Genomic DNA, 19,725 nt, shown 5'->3' with positions numbered 1-19,725 from the left:
AGATACTATCATGGCACTTCAATGTGATCGAATATTTGGTGTGCGATTTCTTCGGAGTCAATTTCTTCGGCTTCTGCCTCGTAAGTTACCAGCACGCGGTGACGCAACACATCCAGGCCAATGGCTTTCACATCTTCGGGGGTGACATAGCCTCGATGGCGTAAAAATGCATGCGCTTTAGCAGCGCGGGTCAGGGCGATAGACGCACGCGGCGATCCGCCAAATTCGATCAGGGCACGCAAATCATCCAGACCATAAGCCTCCGGGTCGCGGGTTGCCAACACGAGATCGACGATATAATCTTTGATTTTATCATCCACGTAAATCTCATCGACTACGCTTCGCGCACGAATGAGATCATCAGTTGTTATAACGTTCTCGATCTGAGGAGTTGCATCGCGGCTCATGCGATCGACAATAGCGCGTTCCTCCTGTTTATTGGGATATGTTACCCGCACTTTCAGCATAAAGCGATCGACCTGTGCCTCGGGCAGTGGATAGGTTCCCTCTTGTTCGATGGGATTTTGCGTGGCCAGCACCAAAAATGGATCGGGCATGGCAAATGTTTCGTTCCCAATGGTAACTTGACGCTCTTGCATGGCTTCGAGCATGGCGCTTTGCACTTTTGACGGTGCGCGATTCACTTCATCGGCGAGTACAAGTTGGGCAAAAATAGGTCCTTTTTGAGCTACAAATTGACCTGTCTCTCGATGATAGACCATTGTGCCGATCAGATCGGCGGGCAACAAATCGGGTGTAAACTGAATGCGTTTAAAAGACGCCTGAATTGCCTGAGCCAATGAATTGACGGCCAGCGTTTTGGCAAGGCCGGGAACACCTTCGAGCAGGACATGGCCGTTGCACAATAGACCGATTAACAGTCGCTTGATCATGTCCTGTTGCCCGACAATGACCTTGCCCACCTCGGCCAATAACCGATCGACAAACGCGCTTTCGCGCCCAACTCGCTCATTGATTACCTGAATATCTTGTCCAACTGTCATTGCATTACTCTCGACTTATTGGTTTGGTACGCAACCACTGTTCGGGCGCTTTGCCCAAATTTGCAATCGAAAATTTGGCATCATCCACCAACTCTGAGTTTGGATATGTATCAACCACCTGCTGGTAGGCTATCCGCGCTTGTTCGTAATCACCGAGTTGATCGTATATGTAGCCAATCATAAACTGTGCCTGTACACTATATCTGCTTTGAGGAAATCGCGCGATCAGGGTCTCGTATCGCGCAATTGCTTCTTTGTGTTTCTGCTGATTCATCAACACCCGAGCCAGAGCCTGTAGTGCCACCTCTGCACGAGGATCGTCGGGAAAACGCGTCAGAAATTCCGCCAATTTGACCTCAGCCACGGGATACGACGCCATATCGTGCGTGGCCTGTTCGCCCTCTCGAAATAGCAGATCCGCAGACTGGTCTTGCCCCCCACAGGCGACAAATAGTGGCAAAAAGAATAGGAATATAAATCTGTGCATCTCTGTCCATCTCCTTTGCTTATTCAAACTTTTTCAAAAACGCTTTTGCCCAATTCGAGTTCCCGTTTTTTCTTTTTTTGCAGTACGATCAGATTGAACGGTGTATATTAAAAAAACGTCCTGTTTTCGTCAAGATTTCCGTGTGCTTAAAAAGCAAATATGCGATGCCCACCAGCGCCAACCCACCGTATTCTACCCATTGAACCCACACGGCTTCTTCCCATACACCACGGGCCTGGTATTGGATCAATATGTGATAGGATAAGACCACCAGGAGTGAAAAAGCGATCCAGGGCGGATGCCGAAAGAAAACGAGAAATGGGATTAACCACAAGACATACCACGGATGGAGCGTGGGGGTCAGAAGAATAAAGGCCGCTGCAGTCAGATATGCACAGCGCAACAGGGGAATCCGCTTCCAGATCAGAAACAGAACAACACTTAAAAAGAGCAGGCCAATAATGCCACGCGCTATCTGTCCATTGCCGCAAAGCAGAATGAGTAAATCGAATACCGCGCTGTTAAACGACCAGTGTTGTGCATAAGTGCTCAGGCTACCAAAAACAGATGCGCCGGTCCAAGCGTAGGGCAAATATCCCAGGAGTATTACACAGGGCACCAGGAGCAGTGCCGACCAATTGGTTGGCAGCCGCCCTTTCCAGCGCACAAAATACGGTAAAAAAACAAGGGGAAGGAATTTTATCAAAACAGCTCCACCCAGTGCACTTAGCGCAATGCGATCCCGTCCTTTTAAGAACGAGTACAATGCGGCTAACAAAGCGACGATGCCCAGTGCTTCAATATGTCCATTTCCTGCGATTTCCACCACGATCAGCGGATGCCAGAAGTAAATCAAAACCCATTGTGGCCGCTGCTTAAAATGCCTGAGCAAACAGACTATAAGCCATCCCGCAACCAGGTCGGCACACACGAGTAGCATCTTAATGCCCAATATGCCATCAGAAATTCCATACCCTACCCAGAATGTCATTTGGGCGATGGGCGGATAAATGGTGGGCAATTCGGGGTGATTAATTTTGGGGAAAATGAGCGCGTCTCGCACATGCACCAGTTCTTGCGCTACAGGTGCAAACCGGTAGGGATTGATGCCCGCCCATTGTACGCGTCCATCCCACACATAGCGATAAATATCATCGGATAACGTGGGGATAGAAAACAAAAGGATGAGCCGAAACACTGCGGCAGCGATCACAATAGCGATCAATGGCATATATTTACAATACCAGACGGCAATGAGATAGACCACAGATGCAATGCCAAAAAACACAAAAAAAACCGGCAGGCCCAATGCCGGCATTGCAGCAAAACTGATTGTCATGATCAACCCCATCAAAAGGGGTGCGATCCATCGCTGCATAAATATCTCTTAGCGCAATATGTTCATTACCGCTGGTCTTGTCCAATATGCCACCGGTGCGTGTTAATTTGCAAAACGATTTTGCCCTGCTTAAATACGCGAACCGTTCCGGTTGACTCAGAAATAGCCAGGGCGATGGCTCGGGTGGTTTTGGTAATCGCCGCCGCCGCCACATGACGTGCACCCAATTCCTTGGGTAAAGTGAGACCGCGCACACTTGCTGAAATATAGCGCCCCCCAGATAGGATAACCCCATCTTCCCGAATGATAAATGCACCATCCATCAGCGATACTTCTTTGACACCTTCGTGAATATCGGGATTGCAGATATTTTTTTCTTTGTCGGAATATCCGCGAAAAGGATCAAATGTCATGGATCGCGAATGGTGCAAAACCCGTTTGGAATCGCCAATGACAAATAAGGTGCCGACCGGTTCGCCTTCGCGGCCTTCCTTACCAATATTGATGGCAAGTTCGAGCGTGGTTTTGACAACTTTGAGTGGCAAATTGCCCGATATGGCTGAAATTTTTGCCGGATCGTATATATCAAATCCAATACTGGTATCCAGCACCGTTATCGCATCCACACCCTGCGAGGCCAGCATGAGACTCAGGCATACCAATCGCGCGTCTCGGCGAATATGTCCACTTTCCATGCCTCTGATAACGCATTGTCGCAACTGTTCGAAGTGCGTGTCATCACTCCTGCGATAATCATAAGTTAAACGCTGCACACCTTTCTCTTCCACACCTTGCAAAAAGTGTTTTTTTCCCGTAACAATCAGGACCTGGCAGGTGGCGTTCAGCCCGTGAACATCGGCGTGGGTCACGCCGGAATTAGCCATGAGCAGGATCATATCGGCGCAGGTTTCCCGTGCCAAATTTTTGGCGGTACTCAGCAAGGACTGCGTGTGATTTTTGTTTGATTTAGCCATATTATGAAAAGGTCATTCTGGCCCTGTGAACATGCCTCAAAACTACCGTCGGGACGAGAAGCGCCGCCGCCGACCATAAGTCACATTTTCTCGTTCATGAGATATGGTTTGCGACATTGTGATCCCGCCCTGTTCTAAATCCAAAAATTCCCCGGGGATATGTTTGGTCAATACGGTTGGACCACAATCGTAGAAATGCACGCCAGCACGATGGGCGCGTGTCGCTGCAATGCGTATAACAGATCCTCGGCGTCCGGGCCTGGTACTTAACCGCGCGGCGACATCGGCATCAAACGACAAATGTACATAATCGCGATCATCTGGCGCCAGACCCTCAGATAACAATCGCTCCACATCAGTAGAATCCACTCCCTTGTATAAAAATTCAGGTGGTTCTGATGGATCGAGGCCCAGATCAATGGAAAAACTGTGGCCGTAACGCGCGCGAATGCGATTTTCCACAATCTCGAAACGCTGCTTCTCTCCATCATAAACCACTTTTTCAATATCTTCAAGAGTAAATGTGGAATTTCGGTCTTGAAATGCGCGTAAAACTGCGTCGAGGTCGGCAAAACCATAGCGATCGACTTGCAGTCCAAACTCCTCGGGTCTGTGTCGCAACATCAATGACAATAATTTGGAAATGTGTACAATTCTCGGTGCCATGCGCTTTCTCCGTAATAATAATCTCTATGAAAATACCACATCTTGCGCGGCATCCACATCCTGAACGCCAATCAACGACAGGCCATCGGGAATGCGCGCCCCACTCAAATTTGCTTTGGCGGCAATACACCGCGCGAAGCCCAGTTTACGCGCTTCGGCCATTCTGCGTTCAATTTGGCCAACAGCACGGACTTCTCCGCCCAGCCCAACTTCGCCAATTACAACCGTATCTCGAGACATCTGCCTGCTGCGAAAGCTCGACGCCATAGCCATAGCTACACCCAGATCGACTGCGGGTTCGTCAATGCGCAAGCCTCCTGCGACATTTAAAAAAATATCTTCAGTCCCCAATTGCAGGCCCGACCGTTTTTCGAGTACGGCAATTAAAATCGCCATTCGCCGCGCATCAAATCCCGTGGCCACGCGTTGGGGGTACCCGAAATTGCTGCGACTGACCAGTGCTTGTACTTCGACCAGAATGGGGCGCGTGCCTTCAATTGTGCAAACAATGGCTGTACCTTCCCGATCGGCCTCGCGCTCGGGCAAGAATACCTGTGAGGGATTATCCACTGTGACCATCCCCCGATCACACATTTCAAAAATGCCGATTTCGTTTGTCGAACCAAACCGGTTCTTGGCCGCCCGCAAAATGCGAAACGCACCGTGTTGTTCGCCCTCCAGGTAAAGTACGGTATCGACGATGTGTTCGAGTACGCGCGGTCCTGCAACCGTGCCTTCTTTGGTGACATGTCCGATTAAAAAGATCGATGTGCCCGTGCGTTTGCCCAGTGCCACCAGTTTTGCAGAAGATTCTCTGACCTGTGCCACACTTCCCGGCGCACTTTGCAGGTCTGGGCTAAAAATGGTCTGCACCGAATCGACCACAACCGCGACGGGCTGCATTTCTTCGATATAGCCGCAAATCAGATCGAGATTGGATTCGGAAATCAGGTACAATTCATCGGATAGCGCGCCGATTCTTTGGGCGCGCATCCGCGTTTGGCGGGGGGACTCTTCTGCAGATACGTACAGAGTCTTCATACCCGAAAACGCGAGTTGTGCAACGCCTTGCAAGAGCAATGTGGATTTGCCAATGCCGGGATCGCCGCCGACAAGCGCGGCCATGCCGGGCACAATGCCGCCACCCAATGTGCGGTCAAATTCGCCAATAGCTGTCTCGATGCGGTCTTCTCTGCCACCGACTACTTCCGTAATCGGCTGTGGCGGATTTGCTTTGACCCATTCGTCCGCGCGTCTGTTTTGTTTTTTCTCGGGCGATGTCTGTTCTTCGACACAGGTATTCCATTCGCCGCAAGATCCACACCGACCAAACCACCGTCCTGAATCAGCACCGCATTGCTGACATACGTACCGCACGCGCACTTTGCCCATGGGCTATTTCCTCAGGGAAATTCGCGATAGATTTCGGGGTTTTCAAAACTAAGACACTCTGCCTGAAAGGTCAAAAAAACGCTGCCAATCGGACCATTGCGCTGCTTGCCCAATATGATCTCAGCCACGCCTTCTTGTGCATTGCCCTCTTCATCTACAATGCCATATACTTCGGGGCGAAAGAGAAACATGACCACATCCGCGTCCTGTTCTATCGAGCCACTCTCGCGCAAATCGGCCAATTGCGGTCGCTTATCTGTCCGACTTTCCACAGCACGCGACAATTGCGCGCAGGCAACGAGCGGAATATCGAGTTCTTTGGCGAGGGCTTTCAGGGACCGCGAGATAGAGGCGATTTCCTGTTCGCGGCTGCCATAATCTTCAGATGTGGTCATCAGTTGTAGATAATCGACAATGATTAGCCCAATATTGTATTCGGATTTTGCGCGGCGCGCTTTGGCACGCAGTTCCAGGACGGAAATAGCGGGCGTGTCATCAATGTATATGGGTGCCTCCATCAGCTTTCCCGTCCAGTTGGCTAATTTATGCCATTCATCTTCTGACAACTTACCCGTTCGCACACGGTGCGAATCCACGCGCGCTTCTGCACACAAGAGTCGCTGTGCGAGTTGCTGTGTTGCCATTTCCAGAGAAAAATACAGCACGGGTGTACTGCTCTTCACTGCGGCATTGCGCGCTATGCACAATGTGAGTGCTGTTTTGCCCATTGATGGGCGCGACGCGAGGATGATCATGTCCGAAGACTGCAAGCCCGCTGTGATTTCATCCAGGTCCGTATATCCCGTGGTCACGCCAGTCAGTGCGCCGGGCTGTTGGTGCGCGCGCTCAATCGCTTCATAAGCCTCGGTAAGTGCAGATTCAAGGGGCATGACGCCTTTGCCCAATTCGCCTTCGGCAATTTGAAAGACCCGTTGCTCTGCGCGGTCGATGAGTTCGCGCACATCCTCGGTTTCTTCATAGCTTTCGGTGAGCGTTTGGGTCGCTGCGGATATCAACCGCCGCCTCTGCGCCTTTTCCAACACGATCTGTGCGTGGTATTCTGCATTGGCTGCCGTCGCCATTTCACTGGCCAACTCGGCAATCAAAACTGCGCCGCCGACATCGTCGAGTTGTCCCCGCCGCGCGAGTTCTGCAGTGAGTGTCACCTGATCGACGGGCTCGCCGCGCTCTGACATTTTTTGGATTGCCGCATAGACTTTTCGATGTGGCGTATGGTAAAAAGCCGTTTCGTTCCCCAGTACTTCTACCACGCGATTGATTGCCATATTGTCGATCAACATGGCGCCCAATACAGCGCGTTCGACTTCGAGTGCTTGGGGCTGCGCACGTTCAGCCGTGTTTGATGTCGGATTTTGGGAGGCCATCAGATTTCAGTCCCATCGTAAAGTTTGCGGACCAGTTTCAAGTCTTCCCACGTCGGGCGTTTCCAGTGTGCATTTCTCAACAGGGCAGCAGGGTGATATGTGGGGATTAATTTCGCGCCCTGATATTCAAAAATTTGTCCTCGCAAACGCCCCATCGACTCGGTGGTCTGCAACAGGGTTTGTGCGGCAAAACGGCCCAACGTACAGATCACAATCGGCGCAATCAGGTCAATTTGTTGTAGTAGATAAGGCTGACAGGCGGCAATTTCATCGGGTTTGGGGTCCCGGTTATTGGGAGGCCTGCATTTGATGATGTTGGCGATATAGACGTCTTCGCGCGTCAAACCTATGGCTTCGATCATTCGCGTCAACAATTGTCCGGCAGCCCCTACAAAAGGCAATCCCTGCCGGTCTTCCTCCGCACCGGGAGCTTCGCCGACAAACATGAGGTCTGCAGTAGTATTCCCGCTTCCAAACACGACTGAGGTGCGCGTTTGCGCCAATCCACATTTTTGACAGTTGCAAGCCTCTTGATCCAGAATAGTCAGGAGATCATCGCCTGATTCTCGATCGTCCATCCGCGCAATTGAGGCGGGTGCATAAGCGATTTCTCGCGATAGAAAATCGCGTGCAAGCGCGAGCGTTTCCAACAGATCGGGGGATTCATTCATGCCCGTTCTCCCAACGCGATACCAGCCAGTCCAAAATGCGATCTGCCACATCGCGTTTGGGCATCAAGGGCAATGCGACAGGTTCTCGACGGGGTTCTATAAAAGTCACGACATTGGTATCGACACCAAACCCCGCACCTTCCACATTCAATTCATTCAACACAATTAGATCGAGATTTTTCTCGTGGAGCTTTTTGTGGGCATTTTCCATCGCGTGATCGGTTTCCATCGCAAACCCGATTACGACTCGCTCGCCTTTGTTTTGTCCCAGGGGAATTAAAAAATCTTCATTGGGCAGCAGGTGAAGCGAAAGACTACCATCGCGTTTTTTTATTTTTGATTTGGACACATGTTCGGGACGAAAATCGAGCACTGCTGCGGTCATAATTAGTGCGTCGGCATGCTGATATGCACGGACGGTTGCCGCTTTTAAGTCGGCAACTGTGCGGATAGACTCGATTTGTACACCGGCGGGGACGGTGAGTTCTGTCGGTCCGCTGATCAACGCGACATCAGCACCTCGGCGGTGCGCTTGTTCTGCAATGGCATAGCCCATTTTACCCGTTGAGCGATTGGTGATAAAGCGCACGGGATCAAGGGGCTGCTCGGTCCTGCCCGCTGTCACTACAATGCGTTTTCCCGCAAGTGTTTGCGTTGCGCCTATCATACTGCTGGCCTCATCCACAATTTTATGAGGTTCGGCCATGCGTCCCATTCCCTCGGCGCCCGATGCGAGCAATCCCGCCCATGGACCGACCATCCGATAGCCGTCTTTTTTTAAGAACTCGACATTTTGTCGCACTGCACCGCGTTCCCACATTTGGGTTTCCATTGCCGGGGCGAGTAAAACAGGTGCTTCAGCAGCTAATAACGCACAGGTCAACAGGTCATCGGCCAACCCATGGGCTAATTTGCCGATGCAATTTGCAGTTGCTGGCGCGACAATGATTAGATCTGCCCACTTGCCCAAATGTACGTGGATAACATCGGGGTCACCGTCCGACGGAAACAAATCCGTATAGACGCGATGGTGTGAGAGCGCTTCAAACGTGAGGGGCTGCACGAACTTCTGCGCAGCAGGTGTCATGACCACCCGAACCTCTGCGCCTGCATTCTGAAGAAGGCGCAATAAGAATACGCTTTTATAGGCGGCAATTCCACCGCTAACGCCCAGTAGAATCCTCTTTCCCTTCAGCATAGGTCACCTGAATTTTCTTTTCTACAATTCGGTCCAGAGCAATGGTTGTTATTTTTTCTTCTCCTTCGGGCACACCCGCAACCAACCGGGCTTTATTCAGCCGGCGAGCTTCTTTCGATGCCAGCAATACGGCTTTATAGGTATTCATATCCTCTTCAGTTGTTAATTCTTCAGAAAAAAATACGTTCGACATAACGCACTCCTTAATTAAAAATGGGCTTCCAACTGCAATAGCGGGCGGGAGATAGGCCGGGAGTATAGCACGAGTTTTTAGATCCCCAAGCGACGCAAACACATCCGCCGTGTGCGCAGTCGCTCTGCGCGGATAATAGCGAGCAAATCGGCGATGGCCTGTTCCAATTTGTCATTAACGACGACGTAGTCGCTGTTTTTTGCCTGGACGAGTTCAGAAACGGCATTTTCCATACGCAAGCGAAAGGCCGAAGCGCTTTCAGATTGCCGCGCATTGAGGCGCTTTGCAAGCACATCGAGAGATGGCGGCACGACAAATACGGTCACGCAGCGATTTCCCAGGACTTTTTTCCACGCGGCCACGCCTTGCACATCAACATCCATCAACATCACATGTCCATCGCACAGAGCTTCTGCAACCGCGTCGAATGTCGCGCCGTAAAGATGTCCATGCACTTCGGCAGACTCGATAAAATCGCCTCGCGTTTGCATGGCTTCAAATTGTGCAACTGTCACAAAATGACGGGCAACACCCTGTATTTCGTCATCGCGTGGTGGTCGCGTTGTTGTCGTCACACAGCGCCGTACGCTTGGATCTGTACACAAAACCCCCTGGCACATCGACGTTTTTCCCACTCCCGATGGACCGGCGACAACGACGGCAAATGCGGCGGGATTATCGCTCAGTTTTTGCCGAATCCGTTCGACATCCATTTCTTCTGATTTGATCATCCGCGGTTTTTTTACTCGATGTTTTGAACCTGTTCTTTGAGTTTTTCAATTTCTTCTTTGATATCCACGACTATATGGGCTATCGCGGCATCACCCGCTTTGGATCCCATGGTGTTGGCTTCTCTGAGCATTTCTTGTAGCAAAAAATTGAGACGTCGGCCAACTGCTTCACTGCGGTTGAGCATCTCGATAAACTGCGCGTTGTGACTGTGAAAACGCACACATTCTTCTGTTATGTCGCTGCGGTCAGCCAGGAGGGCAATTTCCATTAACAACCTGCTCTCATCAATTTGTTCAGGTGTTAATAATTGCGCCAATTTTTCCTCTAATCGCGCCCGAACAGTTTCTACACGCTCGGGTGCGAGTGCTTCAACGCGCTGGAGAAATTCGTCGAGGACTGAGATGCGCGTGCGGAGATCACGGGCGAGTTTTTCCCCTTCTGATAGGCACATGGCCCGGCAGGCGTCAATGGCTTGACTGAGTGCAGCAGATACCACTTTCCAGAGGGCTTCGGAATCGAGTTCGGGAACTTCAAATGCGAATATTTGAGGCAATTGGGCAATTTGCATCAAATCGATAGCACCCGATATATCCGCGCGAATTTCCTCGATTCCTTTGAGATATGCGGCCAGCACTTCGGGCTTGAGTACGGGAAGGCCCTGCTCTGATGTAGCACCCTGTAAGGTGATACTCACATCGAGTCGCCCTCTTGTAAATACCGATAAAACCCGTTCTTTGATGCGAGGCTCAAGCTCAGACAAAGAACGGGGCATGCGTACCATCACATCGCCATAGCGTCCATTGACCGACCGAATTTCAACAATAACGCGGCCCACTTCCCCTTCTGCAACCCCCTTTCCAAAACCGGTCATGCTAGCGATCATACCCGTTCCCACCTGCTGGCAAATGCAGTGAAAAATTCTGAAATAATAGCCAAAAAAGATAGTCAATTTACATATTATTGTCAATCAAACTGGATAGAACTATGGATTTGAGGTTGTCAATTGCATTTTCTCACATCTCGCAATTGGGGTTACCAGGTGGTGCGTTTCTATAATCAGGTCTTTAGATTGACTTGAACAAGGCAAGGCGGTATATTCTCATACTTTATAGCATTTATTGAATTGCTATGACAGTTAGACAGGCCTTCATTCACGACTTCTCGGACTTGTTACAACACACAAACATGAATCTTCAGAATATTCGAAATTTTTCCATTATCGCACATATTGATCACGGAAAATCGACCCTGGCTGATCGGTTGCTCGAACAGACGCAAACGCTGAGCAAATTTCAGATGCAAGATCAGGTGCTCGATAGCATGGACCTCGAGCGCGAGCGAGGTATTACCATTAAATCGCACGCCATTCGCATGGATTATACGGCGCCAGATGGGCAGATTTATGAACTCAATCTCATCGATACGCCGGGTCATGTCGATTTCTCTTATGAGGTCTCGCGCAGCCTTACCGCATGTGAAGGCGCATTGCTCCTCGTTGATGCGGCGCAGGGAGTAGAAGCCCAAACCGTTAGCAATGTCCTCCTGGCCATGGAACACGACCTGTTTATTATTCCCGTGATTAACAAAATTGATCTGCCCGGGGCGGAGGTCGATCGCGTGGTGATGCAACTCCACGACTTGCTCGGTGTCGAAGAAGAAGAAATTGTGAAAATCAGCGCTAAAGAGGGCATTGGGATCGATAAACTCCTGACTGCCATCATCGATGAAATACCGCCCCCTGAAGGGAATCCGGATGCACCGCTTAAGGCTCTTATCTTCGATTCCATTTTCGACCAATATCGCGGTGTCGTGGCTTATGTGCGCGTTTTTGATGGTGTTCTGAAAAAAGACATGCCCATCCACCTCTTTTCGACCCACCAAAATTACGACGCCGAAGAAATCGGGACGCTCAAACTCAAACGCATCAAACAACAAAGCCTCAGTGCGGGCGAAGTCGGGTATCTCATCGCGGGTATCAAAGATCTTGAAGACGCGCGGGTCGGCGATACCGTTACTGGCTCTGCGAATCCCGCCCCTCATCCCTTGCCCGGCTACCAGGAAGTCAAACCCATGGTCTTTGCCGGACTTTATCCCGTATCATCAGATGACTTTGAAAATCTTCGCTCTGCGCTCGAAAAACTGCACCTTAACGATGCGTCATTGTCCTACGAACCCGAAACTTCGACAGCACTCGGTTTTGGGTTCCGATGTGGCTTTCTCGGTCTGCTCCACATGGAAATTGTCCAGGAGCGACTGGACCGCGAATTTGATATAGATATCATCACTACTGTGCCCAATGTCGAATATCGCGTGCGTTTGACGAGCGGCGAGCAAATCAATGTGCAAAATCCCGCTGAGATGCCTCCGGCGGGACATATAGAGGATATTGCAGAACCCATACTCGATGCCCAAATCCTGGTGCCCTCTGAATATGTGGGCAATATTATGCGTATTGCACAAGACCGTCGGGGACATTACCGGACAACCGAATATATCGATCCCACCCGCGCCCTCTTGCGCTACGACCTGCCGTTATCCGAAATTGTACTCGATTTCTACGACCGTCTCAAATCGGTCTCGCGCGGTTATGCATCGTTTGATTACGAATACAAAAAACATCAGGCAACGGATCTGGTCAAACTCGACCTGCTCATCAATGGCGAACCTTTAGACGCACTCTCTGCAATTGTTCACCGCGACAAAGCCCATGAATGGGGGCGCGCGTTGTGTCAGAAACTCAAGGCACTGATTCCGCGACAACTCTATGAAGTCATTATTCAAGCGGCAATCGGTGCCAAAGTGATCTCGCGTGAAACCGTGCGTCCCTTCCGCAAGAATGTTACTGCCAAATGTTATGGCGGCGATATTACCCGCAAGCGCAAACTCCTCGAGCGTCAAAAGGAGGGCAAAAAGCGCATGAAACAAGTCGGTGCAGTAGAAATTCCTCAAGAGGCGTTTCTCGCTGTCTTGCAGATGGAAATGTGAGGGGAAAAATGCCCCCCCAAAAATCCGTGACTATCGAATATATCAAAGCCATCTTACTCGCGTTTGCACTCGCGCTTTTTATTCGCATATTTGTCGTGCAGGCATTTCGCATTCCTTCGGGATCGATGGAAAATACTTTGTTGGTCGGAGACTTTTTGCTGGCAAACAAATTTATTTATGGCGCCCGCATTCCCCTTATTGATATTCGTCTGCCTGCGTGGCGTTCACCGGCTTTCGGCGATATCGTCATTTTTCAGTATCCCAGAGATCCGTCCCGCGATTTTATCAAACGCATTGTTGCAGGTCCCGGGCAGAAGGTTGAAGTAATAGATAAAATCCTTTATGTTGACGACAAACGCGCGATTGATCCGTCCAAAGCCAAATATATCGATTCAGTTATTCTCAAACGGAGGTCGGCGGCCAATACACGGGATAACTACGGGCCTAAAATTGTGCCCGAAGACTGTTATTTCGTGATGGGCGATAACCGCGATAGCAGTGAAGACAGCCGATACTGGGGTTTTCTCAAGCGCGATCTCATTCGGGGGAAAGCATTTATCCTTTACTGGTCCTGGGCGCCAGATGATCGCGTTCCCGCATATAGCGACGTAACTTCTCTGCTCAGTATTGCCTTCTATAATCTGTTCCATTTCCCAGAGCGCGTGCGCTGGCAGCGCATTGGTATGCTTGTGGAGTGAACGTTATGTACCTCGGTCTTTACATTCATATCCCATTTTGTCACTCGCGCTGCCCGTATTGCGATTTTGCATTTGTTGTGGGCAAGAATCACATGGCCAAACGCTATACGGATGCGGTGATTGTCGAGATGCAAAATCGCATACAATCCCTCAGCGCGCCGCCCGTGTTCAATACGCTATACTTCGGAGGAGGCACGCCCTCGGCAATACCGCCTGGACAATTGAATCGGATCTTGAAAAAAGCGAAAAAAATGGTCGCTCTCGATGCAGAGATTACGGCAGAGGCCAATCCCAATGATCACAAACACTTTGAAAAGTTATACGAATATGGTGTAAACCGCTTGAGTCTGGGTGTACAGGCATTTACAGATCGCGCACTCAAAGCACTCGGTCGATTTCACACGACTTCAGATGCGATAGACGCGTTTAAAGCCGCCCGGGATGTGGGGTTTAAGAACATAAGCATCGACCTTATGTACGGTGCGCCTGGGCAGACGCCTGAAGAATGGATAAAGAGTCTTCAGCGAGCTATTGAACTGTGTCCTGAGCATATCTCGGTGTATGGTCTCACGATTGAACCCCAAACCAATTTTGCGCGTCGCTTTCAAAAGGGACAACTGGATGTGCCGCCTGAAACCGATCAGGCGGAGATGTATATGTATGCTATTGACCAACTCGAGGTTGCTGGATACACACATTACGAAATTTCCAATTTCGCCCGACCGGGATTTGCGTCGCGTCACAATCTCAACTATTGGCATGATCGCCCCTATCTGGGCGTTGGTTTATCAGCGCATTCATATATCGGCAATTGCCGATCCTGGAATGTGCGGGGTCTCAAAACTTATATGCAGCGCATTGAGGCAACCGGATATGCAGTGGAAAGAGAAGAACAACTCACGCCGACACAGCACCTGCTGGAGCGCGTTATGCTTGGATTGCGCCAACGCAGGGGGCTTCGCGCAGATTTTTTGAGCCATCCAAAAATCCACAAGCAGTACATCGCGATGGTAAATCAGCATTTGCTGGAACAAATTGATAATCGCATCCGCCTGACGCGACAGGGTCTCCTGCTCGCCGATCTGGTATGCACCGAACTCGTTAGGGAATTATAGATGGAATTTAGCATCCGTCTGCCCGGTTCCACGGCCAATCTCGGTCCCGGATATGATGCACTGGGTATGGCGCTGTCCATTTACAATTATGCCTCGGTAAAAACCCGTTTCCAACCGGGCGTGTCGTTTAGCATTGAGGGTGAAGGGGAGGGTGTTTTGCCCGCCGATGAGGAGAATCTCTTTTATCAGGCTGCGCAATTTGCCGCCCAACGCGCGGGGAAAACACTACCAGGAACCGATATTCATATGCACAATACCGTGCCCCTTGCCCGGGGATTGGGCAGCAGTTCAACGGCTATTGTTGGCGGTGTTGTAGCAGCCAATCACCTTTTATGCGAACCTTTTTCTCAGATGGAGATGCTCGATATTGCCGCCACTATTGAAGGCCATCCCGACAATGTCTCGCCCTGCTTGCTCGGCGGTCTCACTGCTTCTACTATAGATGGCAACCGCGTTGCATGCGTGCGCGCCCGGCCTCCGGAAGAATTGCGCGCCGTGGTCGCCATTCCCGAATTTGAACTCAAAACAGAAGATGCTCGCAATGTTTTGCCCAATACCATTTCTCACAGTGACGCCGTTTTCAGTACAAGCCGAGCATGCATTGTCACGGCAGCGCTGATCACGGGAAATTTTAAGCACCTCGCCGTTGGCATGCAGGACCGCTTGCATCATCCCTATCGGGCAAAACTCATTCCAGGCTTTGATCAGATACTCTCAGTAGCGGGCAAAGCAGGGGCATGGGGTGCCGCGCTTTCGGGTGCGGGGCCGACCCTCATCGCGCTTACAACCCAAAATGCCAAAGCTATTGGACAGGCTATGATTGATGTTTGGGCGACAAAAGACATCCAGGCGCGTTATCGCATCCTCGAAATTGATCCATCGGGAGCCACCGTCACATGATTATCTCTATGGCATATCCGGGGCGCTATATGCGTTTTTTTTATTTCGCGCTCGTGGGCTTGTTCATTTTTGACTTTGTGTTTTACCCTTTCGCTGCACACGCGCAATCACGCCGTCGCGACTCGCGTCAAACCGAAGAAAAACCAGAACGGCGAGAACCCACCAGACCTTTTGCCGCGCCTTCTGTCGAAAAAACAGAGCAAGAAGCTATACCACTGGTTGAAATCAAAAGTGTTGGCAAAGCGGCCTATGATGCAGTTATTCGTTCGGGTCGCTATATTGTCGGGCCGGGCGATGTTTTTGCCGTGGTTGTAAACCGAGGTGAAGAAATCGAAACCTTTGAGGTCCCAGTCGGCGCGAGCGGCAGTTTGCTTTTTCCATCTATCGGCCCTGTTCCCGTTGCGTTTTTATCGCTTGCAGAAGCTGACCGTGCCATCCAATCGGCGATCAAAAAACGCTTTCGTCAACTCGACATCTCCATAAGCCTCGCGCAACTCCGCACATTTCCCATCAACGTGGTTGGCGAAGTGCATATACCCGGTACCGTTGCAGTCAATGGCGTTGAACAGGCATCGCAACTCATTCTCAAAGCCGGAGGCCTTATTGACGATCCGGACCGCAGAGGCTCCAGCCGCAATATCCAGATTATGGGGCTTGACGAAAAAGGAAAGTGGTACAATACGGGACGCCGGGTCGATCTCGAACTGTGGAACCGCACGGGTGACGAACAATACAATCCCTTTATGCTCGATGGGGAACAAATCGTGGTGCCCGCCGCCAAAAGCGATTCTATCTATGTCACAGGGGCGATACAACGGCCCGGTAGCTATGAATTTGCGCCCGGTGATCGCGTGTCTGATCTCATTGTTCTTGGGAATGGTTTGCGCGCCCATTCCCCTCCAAAGCGCGCCCACCTTTTGCGCTTGTCGGATGATGGCGAAGGGACACCTATAGATATTGATCTCCCGCGTGCGCTTGCGGGTGATTCCGAGGCCAACATCCCTGTGCAAATAGGTGATAAACTCTATGTTATCGGCGATACAAAGTGGGTTTATGTCGAAGGTGAGGTAAAATTCCCCGGTCCTTTTCGCTTGAAGGAGGGCCTTCGCCTCAAAGAATTATTACAACAGGCTGAACTCACACCCGAAGCGTCCGTGGTTCAGGCGTCCCTTATTCGCAAAGTCAATTATGAGGAGACCGCTACAGAAGACGATCCCGCGCTTGACCGATTGCTCGGTATTCCCCGCACACAGCGCACCGATGCCGAAGAAGCCCTCATTACCCTCAAAACCCAGCAGCTTTCGGGGCGTTTGCCCATTGATTTTGTAGCACTTATGGCCAGCGACGAGCGACACAATATCCTCCTGCAAGATGGCGATGTCGTTCGCATTCCGCGATTTGTACCTTCTGTGCGCGTGACAGGTGCGGTCGTTGCACCTGCGAATATTCCTTATAATGTGGCACTTACGGTTGGCGGTTATATCGATCTCGCTGGCGGTTTTAATACGCGTGCAAAACGGAAAGATATCATCATTGTTGAGGGCAATACGGGCAATGCCATAGGTGCTACGTCAGAATCGATCGTGCGTCCTGGCGATGCGATTTTTGTCCCTCCAAGAGAAATCGTGCCGGGGCAGGGCTATCGAATTTTGAGAGAAGCTATTGCAATGGTGGGTGCTGTGGCATCGATTGTTCTGACCATTGTGGTGATCGAACGCGAACGCGGTCAGGGTCAGGGGCAGTGATTATGGAATCTGAACGCAATATCCTCGACCACATTTACGTTCTCGTGCGCTGGCGGCGCATGATTCTCACGTGCTTTTTTGCGGTTGCGCTGGTGACAGCGGGCATTTCTCTGGTCCTGCCCAAAGCCTACCGCGCTTATGCCACAGTTTATCCCCCTCAAGATACCGGAGGTGGTCTCGGGGGGCTATCTACTCTTTTGCAAGATCTGCCCCTTAATTTGATGGGACTGGGTGGTGAGGCTGTATCCGCTACAGAGTTTGTTCCGGTCGTTGAAAGCGAAAGTGTGCGTCTTTCCGTTGCAGAGCGCTTTGATCTCGCCGCGCGCTATGGTGCCACCCATCAAAGCGAATTGCTCGATATGATATCCAATCGCCTGCAAGTCGGGCTCTCTCGCGAGCAATTTCTCACGATTTCCTACGAAGCCGACTCCCCAGAACTGGCGGCAGAATTGACCAATGCTTTTGTTGAAGAACTCAAAAATGCGCTTGAACGACGCAATCAAAACCAAACGCGCACCTATCTGGCTTATCTCGAAGAGCGGCTCAAAGAAGCCGAGCAGGATATGCTCGAAGCCGAACGGCGCTATCGGGATTTTCAGAACGAACATATGGTATTAGACGTTGAAACCCAGATCAAAACACAGTTGGAAACCGCTTCCACTCTCATCGGCTCGCTGGCAGAACTGATTATCAAGCGCGATGTCCAATCAAAACTGATGACCTCAGACAATCCCGAATTGAAAAAACTCGATATAGAAATCCAGACCACGCGCCAGGTGCTCGACGATATGCTTATGGGGCAAGTCTCTGATAGTCTGCGCAGCAGCGATTCGGGCGGACAATTGCCAGAAATTTTTAAGCCTTTCCGACAATTGCCCGAATTGGGCCTGACCGCGGTGGCACTCATCCGCGATATTCAAATACAGAATGCCATCTATCAGTTTGTCAAACAAGAGTACGAAAAAACGCGATTTGAAAATGAAAAAGGCACGCACACTGTCACTGTCCTGGATTATGCGCGATCTCCTGATACGCGGAGCTATCCGCGCCGCAGTCTCATGGTTGCTGTTGCAGGGGGGCTTAGTCTGATATTGAGTTGTTTGTTTGCCTTTGTATTTGAAGCTCTGAGGAATCTGACTCCGGAGAATCGAGCCAAACTCGATGCCATATCAGATGAATTGTGAGTAAGCGAGGTATTTCTATGTCTGAAAACCCGAATACAATTCTCACCACCACTGTTGGGTCTTATCCGTTACCCGACTGGCTCGTGGCAGCACCGAGTGAAACCGCTGTTGTAGATGCCACGCGCGTTATCTTTGATACGCAGCGCCAGGCAGGAATTGATCTGCCTACCGATGGCGAACTCTACCGATTTGACATCAACCATCCCGAAACCAATGGCATGATCGAATATTTTGTGCGTCCTATGGGCGGTACGCGCGCCGATTTTGGGCGTACTGAGGTCGAGGCGTTTCGCCAGAGACAATCCATGGACTTTCGCGCCAAACCTGCAGCGGTTGTCGATGAGGCCCTCTCAGAGGGGTCACTCAATCTGTTATCCGACTGTTTGCGCGCGGCAACCGTCGCAGGTGGTCCCTTCAAATTTACGCTTACCAGTCCCTATATGCTTGCCCGCACCTTGCTCGACAATTACTACGGCGATTTTGAAGCTCTGCTCCTGGGGGTGGCCGATGTGTTGGCCGATCAGGTACGCGGCCTGCCATGCGCCTGTGTACAGGTCGATGAAGCCAATATTCCGGGCAATCCTGGGGACGGGCCTATCGCTGCGAAGGCGATTAATAGGGTACTCGATGCGGTTGATCCCGATACTGAAAGAGCTGTTCACTTTTGTTTTGGAAATTACGGGGGGCAGACCATCCAGCGCGGTACCTGGCGCGCGCTTATCGATTTCCTCAATGATCTGCACACCGATCACCTCGTCCTCGAACTCGCCCATCGCCCCGATGATGATCTGGTTGCTCTGAAAGAAATTGATCCGCGTATCAAACTCGGTATTGGTGTGGTTGACATCAAAGTCAATCATGTTGAAACTGCCGAACAAATTGCCCGACGCCTTGATCACGCCGAAAAAGAACTCGGCCCGGGACGCATCGCATTTATTCATCCCGATTGCGGATTCTGGATGCTCAAACGCTCGGTAGCAGACCATAAAATCGCAGCCCTTGCGCAAGGCAGAGATCTCTATTTGGGAAGTGTGATCCGCAGATGACGCAGATGAAC

At 50.8% G+C, this 19,725-nt stretch carries 19 protein-coding genes; 7 read left to right on the top strand and 12 right to left on the bottom strand.

All coding sequences use genetic code 11. From position 1 onward, the window contains the following. Positions 1–8: 8 nt before the first annotated feature. From OXH16_01020 to OXH16_00965, 12 genes are all read right to left on the bottom strand, one after another. Positions 9–1,004 carry a MoxR family ATPase gene (locus OXH16_01020; protein MCY3679947.1) on the bottom strand — a complete coding sequence of 332 codons (996 nt, stop codon included), beginning with the start codon at positions 1,002–1,004 and terminating at the stop codon, positions 9–11. Between the two features lie 4 nt (positions 1,005–1,008). Then, positions 1,009–1,491: a tetratricopeptide repeat protein gene (locus OXH16_01015; protein ID MCY3679946.1), complete on the bottom strand. Its 483-nt coding sequence runs from the start codon at positions 1,489–1,491 to the stop codon at positions 1,009–1,011. 88 nt (positions 1,492–1,579) lie between these two features. Further along, positions 1,580–2,869, bottom strand: a complete 1,290-nt coding sequence (locus OXH16_01010) for a hypothetical protein (protein MCY3679945.1) — start codon at positions 2,867–2,869, stop codon at positions 1,580–1,582. Positions 2,870–2,895: 26 nt separating this feature from the next. Further along, positions 2,896–3,804 carry a diadenylate cyclase gene (locus OXH16_01005; protein MCY3679944.1) on the bottom strand — a complete coding sequence of 303 codons (909 nt, stop codon included), beginning with the start codon at positions 3,802–3,804 and terminating at the stop codon, positions 2,896–2,898. Positions 3,805–3,846: 42 nt separating this feature from the next. Continuing rightward, on the bottom strand, positions 3,847–4,470 hold the full coding sequence (locus OXH16_01000) for an RNA 2'-phosphotransferase (protein ID MCY3679943.1): 624 nt from the start codon (positions 4,468–4,470) through the stop codon (positions 3,847–3,849). 24 nt (positions 4,471–4,494) lie between these two features. After that, positions 4,495–5,862, bottom strand: coding sequence for a DNA repair protein RadA (gene radA / locus OXH16_00995; GenBank protein MCY3679942.1), 1,368 nt, complete (start codon positions 5,860–5,862; stop codon positions 4,495–4,497). Between the two features lie 11 nt (positions 5,863–5,873). After that, the gene (gene dnaB, locus OXH16_00990; protein MCY3679941.1) at positions 5,874–7,247 is read right to left on the bottom strand and encodes a replicative DNA helicase; all 1,374 of its coding nucleotides are present in this window, start codon (positions 7,245–7,247) and stop codon (positions 5,874–5,876) included. Further along, the gene (locus OXH16_00985; GenBank protein ID MCY3679940.1) at positions 7,247–7,918 is read right to left on the bottom strand and encodes a uracil-DNA glycosylase; all 672 of its coding nucleotides are present in this window, start codon (positions 7,916–7,918) and stop codon (positions 7,247–7,249) included. The genes dnaB and OXH16_00985 overlap by 1 nt, the downstream gene beginning before the upstream one ends. Then, positions 7,911–9,116: a bifunctional phosphopantothenoylcysteine decarboxylase/phosphopantothenate--cysteine ligase CoaBC gene (gene coaBC / locus OXH16_00980; protein MCY3679939.1), complete on the bottom strand. Its 1,206-nt coding sequence runs from the start codon at positions 9,114–9,116 to the stop codon at positions 7,911–7,913. The genes OXH16_00985 and coaBC overlap by 8 nt, the downstream gene beginning before the upstream one ends. After that, entirely contained in the window at positions 9,082–9,309 is a 228-nt protein-coding gene (locus OXH16_00975; protein ID MCY3679938.1) for a hypothetical protein, read from the bottom strand. The genes coaBC and OXH16_00975 overlap by 35 nt, the downstream gene beginning before the upstream one ends. A 77-nt stretch (positions 9,310–9,386) precedes the next feature. Then, positions 9,387–10,040 (bottom strand): guanylate kinase, encoded by a 654-nt coding sequence (gene gmk, locus OXH16_00970; GenBank protein MCY3679937.1) that lies wholly within the window; start codon positions 10,038–10,040, stop codon positions 9,387–9,389. 11 nt (positions 10,041–10,051) lie between these two features. Continuing rightward, positions 10,052–10,924 (bottom strand): YicC family protein, encoded by an 873-nt coding sequence (locus OXH16_00965; protein MCY3679936.1) that lies wholly within the window; start codon positions 10,922–10,924, stop codon positions 10,052–10,054. A gap of 302 nt (positions 10,925–11,226) precedes the next feature. On the opposite strand from OXH16_00965, the gene lepA reads away from it, so the two are divergent. From lepA to OXH16_00930, 7 genes are read left to right on the top strand one after another with little or no spacing between them, the layout of a single operon-like run. Beyond that, positions 11,227–13,026 carry a translation elongation factor 4 gene (lepA, locus tag OXH16_00960; GenBank protein MCY3679935.1) on the top strand — a complete coding sequence of 600 codons (1,800 nt, stop codon included), beginning with the start codon at positions 11,227–11,229 and terminating at the stop codon, positions 13,024–13,026. 8 nt (positions 13,027–13,034) lie between these two features. Continuing rightward, on the top strand, positions 13,035–13,724 hold the full coding sequence (gene lepB / locus OXH16_00955) for a signal peptidase I (protein MCY3679934.1): 690 nt from the start codon (positions 13,035–13,037) through the stop codon (positions 13,722–13,724). Positions 13,725–13,729: 5 nt separating this feature from the next. Beyond that, entirely contained in the window at positions 13,730–14,839 is a 1,110-nt protein-coding gene (gene hemW, locus OXH16_00950) for a radical SAM family heme chaperone HemW (protein MCY3679933.1), read from the top strand. Further along, the gene (gene thrB, locus OXH16_00945) at positions 14,840–15,739 is read left to right on the top strand and encodes a homoserine kinase (protein ID MCY3679932.1); all 900 of its coding nucleotides are present in this window, start codon (positions 14,840–14,842) and stop codon (positions 15,737–15,739) included. Next, positions 15,736–17,484, top strand: coding sequence for an SLBB domain-containing protein (locus OXH16_00940; GenBank protein ID MCY3679931.1), 1,749 nt, complete (start codon positions 15,736–15,738; stop codon positions 17,482–17,484). The genes thrB and OXH16_00940 overlap by 4 nt, the downstream gene beginning before the upstream one ends. A gap of 2 nt (positions 17,485–17,486) precedes the next feature. Then, the gene (locus OXH16_00935; GenBank protein MCY3679930.1) at positions 17,487–18,668 is read left to right on the top strand and encodes a hypothetical protein; all 1,182 of its coding nucleotides are present in this window, start codon (positions 17,487–17,489) and stop codon (positions 18,666–18,668) included. A 17-nt stretch (positions 18,669–18,685) separates the two neighbouring features. Beyond that, entirely contained in the window at positions 18,686–19,714 is a 1,029-nt protein-coding gene (locus tag OXH16_00930; protein ID MCY3679929.1) for a cobalamin-independent methionine synthase II family protein, read from the top strand. Positions 19,715–19,725 lie beyond the last annotated feature (11 nt).

This window comes from Gemmatimonadota bacterium, from assembly GCA_026705765.1.
GTDB lineage: Bacteria > Latescibacterota > UBA2968 > UBA2968 > UBA2968 > VXRD01.
Note: the sequence above shows the minus strand (reverse complement) of the source record. Positions and strands in the feature narration are given on the sequence as shown.